General features: G+C 27.1%; 12 protein-coding genes and 2 tRNA genes. 13 read left to right on the top strand and 1 reads right to left on the bottom strand.

Annotation, left to right across the window (positions count from 1 at the left end; translation table 11 throughout):
* The first annotated feature begins 140 nt into the window (after positions 1-140).
* The 4 genes from Q326_RS0101655 to Q326_RS0101640 all read left to right on the top strand — a co-directional run bounded on the left by Q326_RS0101655 (position 141) and on the right by Q326_RS0101640 (position 2,111).
* Positions 141-214 (top strand) — tRNA-Cys (locus tag Q326_RS0101655).
* A gap of 14 nt (positions 215-228) precedes the next feature.
* A tRNA-Arg gene (locus tag Q326_RS0101650) sits at positions 229-305 on the top strand.
* Positions 306-453: 148 nt separating this feature from the next.
* Positions 454-1,413 carry a tyrosine-type recombinase/integrase gene (locus Q326_RS0101645; protein WP_026893794.1) on the top strand — a complete coding sequence of 320 codons (960 nt, stop codon included), beginning with the start codon at positions 454-456 and terminating at the stop codon, positions 1,411-1,413.
* A complete protein-coding gene (locus Q326_RS0101640) occupies positions 1,413-2,111 on the top strand; it encodes a helix-turn-helix domain-containing protein (protein WP_026893793.1) in 699 nt (232 codons plus the stop codon). Before Q326_RS0101645 ends, Q326_RS0101640 begins: the two co-directional genes overlap by 1 nt.
* A 372-nt stretch (positions 2,112-2,483) precedes the next feature.
* Here Q326_RS0101640 and Q326_RS0101635 read toward each other — a convergent pair whose 3' ends face one another.
* The gene (locus tag Q326_RS0101635; protein WP_026893792.1) at positions 2,484-2,687 is read right to left on the bottom strand and encodes a helix-turn-helix domain-containing protein; all 204 of its coding nucleotides are present in this window, start codon (positions 2,685-2,687) and stop codon (positions 2,484-2,486) included.
* A 169-nt stretch (positions 2,688-2,856) separates the two neighbouring features.
* Between Q326_RS0101635 and Q326_RS0101630 the strand changes: the two genes are divergently transcribed.
* The 9 genes from Q326_RS0101630 (at position 2,857) to Q326_RS0101590 (ending at position 9,612) form a co-directional block, all read left to right on the top strand.
* Positions 2,857-3,105, top strand: coding sequence for a hypothetical protein (locus Q326_RS0101630; protein WP_026893791.1), 249 nt, complete (start codon positions 2,857-2,859; stop codon positions 3,103-3,105).
* A gap of 69 nt (positions 3,106-3,174) precedes the next feature.
* On the top strand, positions 3,175-3,414 hold the full coding sequence (locus tag Q326_RS0101625; protein ID WP_026893790.1) for a hypothetical protein: 240 nt from the start codon (positions 3,175-3,177) through the stop codon (positions 3,412-3,414).
* A 490-nt stretch (positions 3,415-3,904) separates the two neighbouring features.
* Positions 3,905-4,666, top strand: a complete 762-nt coding sequence (locus Q326_RS0101620) for a hypothetical protein (protein WP_026893789.1) — start codon at positions 3,905-3,907, stop codon at positions 4,664-4,666.
* A gap of 226 nt (positions 4,667-4,892) precedes the next feature.
* Positions 4,893-6,338 (top strand): hypothetical protein, encoded by a 1,446-nt coding sequence (locus Q326_RS0101615; protein ID WP_026893788.1) that lies wholly within the window; start codon positions 4,893-4,895, stop codon positions 6,336-6,338.
* 541 nt (positions 6,339-6,879) lie between these two features.
* On the top strand, positions 6,880-7,350 hold the full coding sequence (locus Q326_RS16420) for a hypothetical protein (RefSeq protein WP_051531016.1): 471 nt from the start codon (positions 6,880-6,882) through the stop codon (positions 7,348-7,350).
* Positions 7,351-7,423: 73 nt separating this feature from the next.
* Positions 7,424-8,254 (top strand): major capsid protein, encoded by an 831-nt coding sequence (locus Q326_RS0101605; protein ID WP_026893787.1) that lies wholly within the window; start codon positions 7,424-7,426, stop codon positions 8,252-8,254.
* Between the two features lie 103 nt (positions 8,255-8,357).
* Positions 8,358-8,597: a helix-turn-helix domain-containing protein gene (locus tag Q326_RS0101600; RefSeq protein ID WP_084489492.1), complete on the top strand. Its 240-nt coding sequence runs from the start codon at positions 8,358-8,360 to the stop codon at positions 8,595-8,597.
* 63 nt (positions 8,598-8,660) lie between these two features.
* Positions 8,661-8,834: a hypothetical protein gene (locus tag Q326_RS18635; protein ID WP_169733566.1), complete on the top strand. Its 174-nt coding sequence runs from the start codon at positions 8,661-8,663 to the stop codon at positions 8,832-8,834.
* Entirely contained in the window at positions 8,776-9,612 is an 837-nt protein-coding gene (locus tag Q326_RS0101590) for a hypothetical protein (protein WP_026893785.1), read from the top strand. Before Q326_RS18635 ends, Q326_RS0101590 begins: the two co-directional genes overlap by 59 nt.
* Positions 9,613-9,615 lie beyond the last annotated feature (3 nt).

Raw genomic sequence — 9,615 nt, 5'->3', positions numbered from 1 at the left:
TAAAAATTAGATACGGCGGCATAGCCAAGTGGTAAGGCATAAGCAGAGAACCCAAATCTTTATTATGATTTGGAGTGAATCGCTTAGTAGAGTAGTATGTAGAATCATCTGATTAAGGTATAAAAATAAAAATTAAATATGGCGGCATAGCCAAGTGGTAAGGCAGAGGACTGCAAATCCTTTATCCTCAGTTCGAGTCTGAGTGCCGCCTCCAAAAATTATTTGTATGCGCCTATAGCTCAGCTGGATAGAGTGTCTGACTACGAATCAGAAGGCCGGGGGTTCAAATCCTCCTGGGCGCACCAGATATTGAAATTTCAACGTTTATAGCGATTGAGATTTCCAAAACAGTAAAATAGACATTGTGATTACTTGATTTTTATACAAGTTATTGCGATGTCTTTTTTATATGCAATTTTATGATTGTTGTCGGAAAAATGGAGGTATTTTAAAATGAAAATTAATATACAAAAAGATTTTTCTGACAAAAGTTTTAAAGAAGGATTTAAAGATTTTATAAGATATTGCAAGGTAAGAAATTTATCATCATCTACATTAAGATATTATAACACTACAGTAGATAAATTTACAGAGTTTTTTAATGAAGATAATCCAATCAATATTATTACAGAGGGAACTATACACGATTATATATTATATCTAAGGGAAGAAAGTAACTGTAATAACATATCCATAAATACACATCTAAGAGGTATAAGGGCAATTCTATATTATTTCATGAACTTAAATTATATGAAGAAGTTTAAAATAAAAATGTTAAAAGCAGAGAAAAAAATAAAAGAAACATATTCAGATAGAGAGTTAGAAATATTACTAAAGAAACCTAATTTAAAAAAATGTAAATTTAATGAATATAGAAATTGGGTTCTTATTAATTATCTATTAGCCACAGGAAACAGAGCCAACACAATTGTAAATTTAAAAATAAAGGATTTAGATTTTGAAGGTGGTTATATCCATTTAACTACAACTAAGAATAGAAGGCAACAGATCATTCCGATGTCAAAGAAATTAAGTCGCATACTAATAGAATACTTACAATATAGAGGTAGCGAATTAGATAACTATTTATTTCCTAATGCCTACAATAAGCAATTAACTGTTAATGGTTTAGGACAGGCAATAAGAAAATATAATTTAAAGCGTGGAGTACCTAAAACAAGTTTACATTTATTTAGACATACATTTGCTAAGAAATGGATTTTAGCAGGTGGGGACATATTCCGATTACAAAAAATATTAGGACACAGTACATTAGATGTAGTCAAAGAGTATGTCAATATGTTTGCAGAGGATTTAGTAGATGATTTTGATAAATTAAATACACTAGACCAAATAACATCTAGTGGAAAAGATGATTACATTACCCTTAATAAAGGGGGTAGAAGATAATGCTTAATGGAAATTTATTTGTACCTAAACATATAGCAGAAAAACTAAATATTAAAGAGAATATAATGTATGCAGTCCTAAGAAATTTCATGAATAATCAAAACAAAACTTGTTACCCTAGTATAGCAACATTATCTGATACTACTGGATGGTGTCCTAATACTGTAAGAAAGTGGTTAAGAAAATTAGAAGAAAAGGGTGTAATATTAATTAAAAAAAGAATAATAAAAAAACAAGGTAAAAAATGGAATGATACTAATATATATCATTTTATTTTAGAGGGGGTAGTTCAAAATAACAATAATTCTACTTCAAAGAATAGGGACAAACTTAATAAAAAAGAAAAGAATAAGAATATGACTGTACAGACAATTAAGGATAAATTATTAAAAAAATACGATAATAGCATTGTCCAAAAAGCCCTACAATGCCTAAAGAGGGCTACAGAACATGGAACAGTAATAAATCATCTATTAAACTACTTAAATGCTATTTGCACCAAAATATTAAAGCAAATGGAACTTATAAAAGGAATAGATAGTTTAGAAGTCGGTAAGCACGACATCAAAAAAGGAAAAAGCCCTAGTGCCAACAACACTAGAGCCAAGGTTAAAACCAAGTTCCATAATTTTGAGCAACGAACTTCTAAATATTCTGCTAAAGAATTAGAAGACATGGTAAGATACAAATTCAAATAAATTATATTTTACCATAATATAGAAAATTTTAGTCGAGAGTTTACTATTTGTAAAAAATTAGTAGATTGTCGACTAAAAGTATTTCTACAATTATTATAGCAATTATATTTATATATTTCAAGTATCCAATCCATTTTTGGACTGGTTATATGTAATATTATATCTCTACTATATTAACTATCTATTTTGCGTATATACAATTTTAAGAGGTTTAAATATCTTAATAGACCTATTGCATAGATAACATAGATAGAAAGGCAATAGATAGAATTAGATTTAATATAGTCAAATAAATTAGGTATTTGTGCAGTACAGTATGGTGTGTTGTGTATTTCCACTAACAAAAAAATAGACGCCTAACTGACCGTCTATTTAATCTTTTACATGTTCTATTATATCTCCTATGTTACAGTTAAAGAAATTACAAAGTTTATCTATAGTATCAAACTTTACACTAGATTTTTTATTGTAAATAAAATTATATAAAGTAGAATAGTTTATATTTGTTTTTTCCGATAACCATCTTATATTTCTTTCTTTTTTTTCTAATATGTCTAATACTTTTATATTTAACATTTATATCCCCTTCTTTATTTAAATGTTTGATAATAATAGTATAACAAAAAAATAGTAAATATTCTATATACAATAACAATTATCTATTGACAGATAATATAGATGCGATATACTATCTATATAGAGATAAAGATTATCTATAGACAAATAATAAACAGGAGGTAAAAATATGAAGGTATATACAAAAAGAAATATCGGCTTTGAAAAGGGTATAATTACTTTTACAGATTCGAGGATATTATCTATATTACAACAAGGATTAAAGCAAAGAATAAATTTATGCGAAAGTTGGAAAGAATCGGCAACAGAAGAAAAGAAAGCAGAAATAGACAAGGAAATAGCAGAATACAGAAAATATTTAGAAGAATTGGAAAATGAGATAGATTTAGACGAATTAGAAAAGAAATTATTATGTTAGTATTAGCATATGCGGGAAAAGTAAAAGATTTAGATAAATATTTAAACAATTATAAAGGGGAGATTATGGATGGAAAGAATAGTAAAAGAACATTTAAACAACATATCAAATATGGTCAACATGGACAAACAACAAATAAAACAAATATTTATAACATCTACAAAAAAATATAAGATACATAGAAGTAATGCAGACAAATGGCTAGAAGAATATAAAAAATTGCAAGATAAGGAAAAATATCTATTTTGGTTTGTGTTAGATGGGTTTTGTGGTGGACATGTAGCACAGGCATTGAGAGAAGTAAAATAGTCGACCAAAAAGAGGACTGGGGAATTAAAATCCTAGTCCTTTATCTACTTTAATATATATAGTAAAACTGCACATAAATAAGCATGTACAAGAAAAATAGACATAATATACCATAATAAACATATATAAGCATATATCAAGTTTGGAGATAGTTAGAATCCATGTTATACTTATTATATATGTCTATACATATTTATGGCTAATTATATATTTTCTATAAATCTATTATATATCACATTATTTTGTTTTGTCAAGTGTTAAATGAAAAGGAGGTGTAATTATTAAATATTACATAATTAAAAATAAGTATCTAGCAGATACATTGGCTTTTTTAGGTTTTAGATATTATAAATATCAAAATAAAAAAGGAGATACAGTTTATAGTTTTAAAGATACTGTGAAGTTTAGGAAGGCATTGACACAAATAACCAAACTAAAAAAAGAATTACATTAAAATCAATTTAGATAAAAAATAGGAGGAATGTCGATTATGAATGATAAAAATAAAAATTTTGTAAAAGTACCACACCAATGGTATCAAATGGATAAAGAAGGAATTAGTTTCATGAGTCAATTAGGAGATAAAAGGTTTACGCTTTGGTTTGCAATAAATAAAGTAGCAATACAAAGTGGTATGGCAGATATAATACGTTATAGCATAACAGAAATATCCAATGATATGAAAATATTAAAAGGTTTTAGCAACAAAACAAAAGTAAGGAATATGTTAATAGCACTAAAAAAAGTAAAGTTAATTGAATGTGATAGATTAAATAAGGAAACAAAACCGTCAAGTTTAATTTCTATAAAAGTTAATACAGATAGATATATAAAAGATTGCAATAACAAAGGATTTAGTATGATAAGTACAGATTTGTATGATGATAAGATACAAAAGTTAGATTGTACAGGATTTTTTATATACTGTTTCTTACATAAAAATCATAATGTTAATTTAGGTAATCAAGATATAACAAATAATGGATACTGTGAAACAACAAGAGATTCAATATCAAGAATACTAGGGATTAAAAATAAAAAAACAATAACAAAATATACAAATAAAATAGTTAAGGCAGGTAAGTTAGTAAAGAAAATTAAACAACAACAATATCAAGATGAGAATGAACTAGGGGATATAGTAACAAAATGGACACCAAACAGATATATTGTATGGGCAAAAATAGACAATTGTAATAAATATTATATACCAATAACCAGTAAGAAAAACAAAAAGGAGAAAGCAAGTTAGTTTAACACACGGGGCAGGTTTCCTGCAACGTGTATAATAGTAATTCTAATTTATATACAATTCTCTTTTATATAATGTGACCCAAAAACGTATCAAGTTTGAGTCGTTTTTACACTCCGACATAGTGTGTTTTTGAGTTGTTTTTACACTCCGATGTACTTGGCTATTTTTCAATGGTTGTAGCGATTTGAAATTTATATTAAAAATTTAGGGGGGAATGTCGATTATGAATAAAGATAATTTAAAAAATAACAAAAAATATGGTTATACAAATTATAAATGGTTATATGATTACATAGAAGGGTTATTCTACGAAAAGTGGGATATGTGTACTTATAATATTGATAGTCAAAAAATTCGACCTTGTAAAGGCAATAATGGTTTTGTTTATCCTTTTAAAAGAGGCATTAGGAAAGTGGAAACAAAATCTAAACAACAAGTAGACCATATAATACAAATAGAAATTAAAAAAATAATAAAAAAATATAGTTGGATTGACAAAAAGTCCGATACTGGAATAGATAAAGAAGATATTCCAAATATATGTTATTTAAAAATTATGGAATTAACCAATAATTTTATATTGCCACAGGACACACGTGAAGGTGAAGAAACGCAAAGGTTTAATGCTTATATAGTTAAAAATTTAAAAAATAAAGTAACTGATTATATTAATGCTAAATTAGAAGTAATAAGAAATCAGAGGACAGTAGATAAACAAAGATATAGTTTTTATTATATGCCCAACTTTTCGGTTGACTTATTTCAAGATTTAGAGTTTGAAGAAGGCGAGAGTTCCTACATTATTGATAGTGCCGTTGACTCCTATAGATCTTATGGCTCTACGTACATAGATTATAAAGAAAATGAATATATGAATGTTGCAAAGGATGTAATAGCAAATAATTTAACTAATAGACAAAAGGAATATATAGAAGAATTATTATTGTCAGCAACGGAAAACATAGACATATTTAATATTAGACGTGTAAATATAACTAAAACGGCTAAAAAGATGGGAGTTAGCCGACAAGCAGTAAAAAATGTTATAAAACAAGTTAAAAACAAGATAGATAAAAAATATAATATAAATTATACAGATAAATATAATAGAATGTTGCATGAAAAAGAAGAAATAACTCCACTATTAAATAAGATAGGTGAATTACTGGATGAACAAGGAGTTAAAACAATAATAGATTTTGTAAGGGATAATATAGATAAAGAATTTATTATAGATTATGTTTTAGAAAAAATGAAACATGAACACAAAAGATATTTAATTAAAAACTTTTTAAGAGTAGAGGAAAAAATTAATAATATACAAGAAACAGTAATTAGGATGAAAAGTACAAAAGATAAAGCACATATGCAATATTTAGATGTTGAAGGAGTATTAAAATGTTATGATGAAAAAAAATTAAATAATAGATATACTAAACAAGTTGTATTTAGTGTTATTGATGCTTTAAAACAATATGTTAACTATATAGATAATTACAAATATAAGAATAAAGTTAAAACAAAGCAACTAACAAAAAGGGAAAAGGAGAGATTTTTCATGAAAGATAGAGAAAAAGAATTAATTGAAAAAGGACTTACAACACTAGAAAGCGTAGAAAAGTATAACAATATATACCATAAGATTTATTTCGATGGAAATGTAGGATAAAATAGTTACCCCTGCACAGTATATTAATATAGGAAGGGGTAGTTTATTTTTACCTAAAATACACCATTATATTCTATGTTATTCTTATTATATCCTACATAAACCAAAAATACAACCCTTTTTTGAAAAAAGTTCTTTTATTTTATTAAAATTTTTATTTTCAAATTTAATATTGCAGGGTACTCCCCCTGCTTTTCTTATTTTTTTTAGTCAACTTTCATTAACCAAAACCAAATAAATAAACAAACGAAAGGATGTGATAGCATTAAAGATTTAAGGCAGGAACTAAAAAATTATTGTAAAGAAAATGGTATTAAGTATGTGTATATAGCAAACAAAATAGGAGTGTCTAAAAGTATGCTATCGCATTATATACATTATAGAAAGAATTTAAACAGTAATAGTATGGACAAATTAAAGCAAATAATAAAGGGCTAATTACAGTATATAGCCCTTATTATAATAAAAAATAAAAATAGGTGCTATGATATGGCAACTTGATTTAAGGGGCTTAGAATAGCAACTAGAAAGGAATGATTATATGGAATGGAAAGAAAATATGTCAAAGGAAGAATTTGAAAAAGCAATACAAGGTGCAGAGGATAAGGTCAGAACTCAACTTTACAATGATAAAATTAAACCATTGGAAAGTGAAATATCTGAACTTAAACCAAAGCAGAAGTCAGAAAAGGAAATAGCATTAGAAAAGAAAGAAAAAGAATTATTAGCAAAGGAAAGACAATATAAAATAGCAGATACATTAAAGGAGAAGAATTTACCTACAGGATTATCTAAATACTTAAATGTTGGTGATGAAGGTTTAGAAGATGCTATTGAAGAATTAGAGGAAATTTTTAATAGCCACGAACTAGATAATAGTTATAAACCTAAGAATAATAAAAAGAAAACTGAAACAACAGTAACAAAAGAACAGTTTAAAAATATGTCTTATATGGAAAGACAACAACTTTACGAAACAAATGCAGAACTATATAAACAATTATCTAAATAAAGGTATTTCTACAAGATGTGGAAGTATCTTTTTTTATACATAAAAAAATAAAATGTGAAAGGAATGATTTAATATGGCATTAATACAAAGAGATATTTATGCACAATTAACAAGGGAAAAATTCGAGGGAAAAGTTAAGGTACTAAACCTTGCAAGACCTTTAGGAGATTTGGAAGGTATGGGACAAGGAGAGAAGATAGCATTTCCAAAATGGGGATTAATCGGACAACCTACAGAAATGACTAAAGGGGATGCAATATCTACAGAGGAAATGCAACAGACAGAGTCATATGCAACTATTAAACAGGTGGGTAAAGGTGTTATGGTTTACGATTCTAGCAACAAAACTAATCTAGGTAACCAACTTGACGAAGGAGCAACACAAACAGGTTTAGTAATGGCTCGAAAATTGGATGATGACTTAATCGCAGAAGCAAAAACTACACCACTACAAACAACTTGTGCAGACCCTAAAGCAATAACAAATGCAGAAATAGAAACTGGAATGTTAAATTATGGCGATGAAAGGGATATTGAAGAATTTGCAGGTATAGTTGTTAATAGTTTATTAATCCCTAGTTTTTATGCTATGAATGAGTTTACAGATGCACAAAATACTACAACTATGCAAAATAATGGACTTATCAGAAATGGTCTATTAGGTTTCTACAGAGGTATTCCAGTTTACATAAGCGATAAAGGGACATACGACTCTACTGCTGGAGAATGTATAACTTTAATAATTAAGAAGGGTAGTTTAGGATATAAAATGGCGAAAAACTTAGACATAGAGTTAGACAGAGAGGCAAAATACAAAAGAACAAATGTATTTGCAGATATGATGTATGCAGTTAAACTTGTAAAAGACGATGGAGTTGTTTGTATTAAATCTACAAATGCATAGTAGGTATCCTTTAATAGGAGGGGTTTATTCCCCTTCTATTATTTTTTTAAATGACTATTTTGTAAATGTAATTACATAAATATAAAAATAAAAATTGAAAGGAATGATTATATTGTTACGAGGACATCAACTCAAAAGGTTAAGAATGGTAAAAGGACTAAGACAGGAGGATGTGGCAAAGGCACTAGATGTAAAGCGAAACTATATTTCTATGTTGGAGAATGAAATACAAGCAATAAATATAAACAGATACCACCAATGGGTTAATTTCTTAAACTCTGATAAAGCAAGGGAAATAGCAAAAAGGAACATAGAAAAGAAAGTTGATAAAAGTAAAAAGTAATAGGTTAATAAATTTATAAAAATAAACAAAAATAAAAATAAAAAATGAGAGGAAGGTGCAGTTATGCCATTCAAACAAAAACAAAAAAGGAGTATTAAAGTAATAAATTTTAAAGTAACAAAACCAAATGTGGGTTTGTACCCTGCATTAGCAACACTTACGGCATACGATAACAAAAATGAAAAAAGAGGTAAGAGAAAAATTTCCAAAGTGGGTAGAGGACAACCAAAAATTTGATTTAGTATTAAGCGATGATATAGACAGTTTATTATCTTGTGTATTTCTAAAAGAAATAAAAGGATATGAAATAAATTTTTTCTATGATTTTGAAGAAGGAGTTTATAAATTACATAATACAGGAAATAAAGCATTTGCAGTAGATGTAGATTTTGTTAAAGGTAGATGTTGGGGAAATCACGTTACTATGCTCAATAAAAATGACAAATATAATAAAGATTGTGCCAATCTAAATGTAATCAATAAAATTAGTAGAGAAAACTATACAGATAAATTTTGTGGCAGTACATTATTACAAATATTAAGTTATTATAACTATGATATATCCAATCTAAGTGAGGAAGCCAAAATGGTTTTACTTGCGATAGATGGAAGTTATTTAGGGTATTATAGCAGAAGTGATAAATTTAATAAAACAAATAAATATTATCTATGTGATGTGCTAGAATTTGAAGAATTATATCAACTACAACAAAGACATAAGGAACAGGATTTTGAAGATATAAGGAGAAAATATAGTTTAAAATGTAAAATAAAATTAAATATAGATAATAGTTTATATACTGCATTAAACCTTACAGAATTAAGTAGGGTTTTTTCTATGCCTATAGAACTACCACAAGGGCAATTCAACAAGGAAATAGTTAAAGTTCGTAATAGTAAAGTGAATTTAGGATATGGCTACAAACATAGTAAAGAGAAAATAAAAAAGAAACCATTTTCATTGGCAGTAGTATATACAAATAAAGTTAAATATTCATATGTAGATAAAAAATGAAAG

The organism is Clostridiisalibacter paucivorans DSM 22131 (assembly GCF_000620125.1).
Taxonomy (GTDB): domain Bacteria; phylum Bacillota; class Clostridia; order Tissierellales; family Clostridiisalibacteraceae; genus Clostridiisalibacter; species Clostridiisalibacter paucivorans.
This window is presented reverse-complemented; position numbering and strand designations above follow the sequence as displayed.

Coding starts and splice junctions, on each gene's coding strand:
- Q326_RS0101630 (WP_026893791.1), top strand. CDS start 2,857: ATGAAGGTATATACAAAAAGAAATATCGGCTTTGAAAAGGGTATAATT.
- Q326_RS0101600 (WP_084489492.1), top strand. CDS start 8,358: ATGATTATATTGTTACGAGGACATCAACTCAAAAGGTTAAGAATGGTA.
- Q326_RS0101635 (WP_026893792.1), bottom strand. CDS start 2,687: ATGTTAAATATAAAAGTATTAGACATATTAGAAAAAAAAGAAAGAAAT.
- Q326_RS0101620 (WP_026893789.1), top strand. CDS start 3,905: ATGAATGATAAAAATAAAAATTTTGTAAAAGTACCACACCAATGGTAT.
- Q326_RS16420 (WP_051531016.1), top strand. CDS start 6,880: ATGGAATGGAAAGAAAATATGTCAAAGGAAGAATTTGAAAAAGCAATA.
- Q326_RS0101590 (WP_026893785.1), top strand. CDS start 8,776: ATGAAAAAAGAGGTAAGAGAAAAATTTCCAAAGTGGGTAGAGGACAAC.
- Q326_RS0101605 (WP_026893787.1), top strand. CDS start 7,424: ATGGCATTAATACAAAGAGATATTTATGCACAATTAACAAGGGAAAAA.
- Q326_RS0101645 (WP_026893794.1), top strand. CDS start 454: ATGAAAATTAATATACAAAAAGATTTTTCTGACAAAAGTTTTAAAGAA.
- Q326_RS0101615 (WP_026893788.1), top strand. CDS start 4,893: ATGAATAAAGATAATTTAAAAAATAACAAAAAATATGGTTATACAAAT.
- Q326_RS0101625 (WP_026893790.1), top strand. CDS start 3,175: ATGGAAAGAATAGTAAAAGAACATTTAAACAACATATCAAATATGGTC.
- Q326_RS0101640 (WP_026893793.1), top strand. CDS start 1,413: ATGCTTAATGGAAATTTATTTGTACCTAAACATATAGCAGAAAAACTA.
- Q326_RS18635 (WP_169733566.1), top strand. CDS start 8,661: ATGCCATTCAAACAAAAACAAAAAAGGAGTATTAAAGTAATAAATTTT.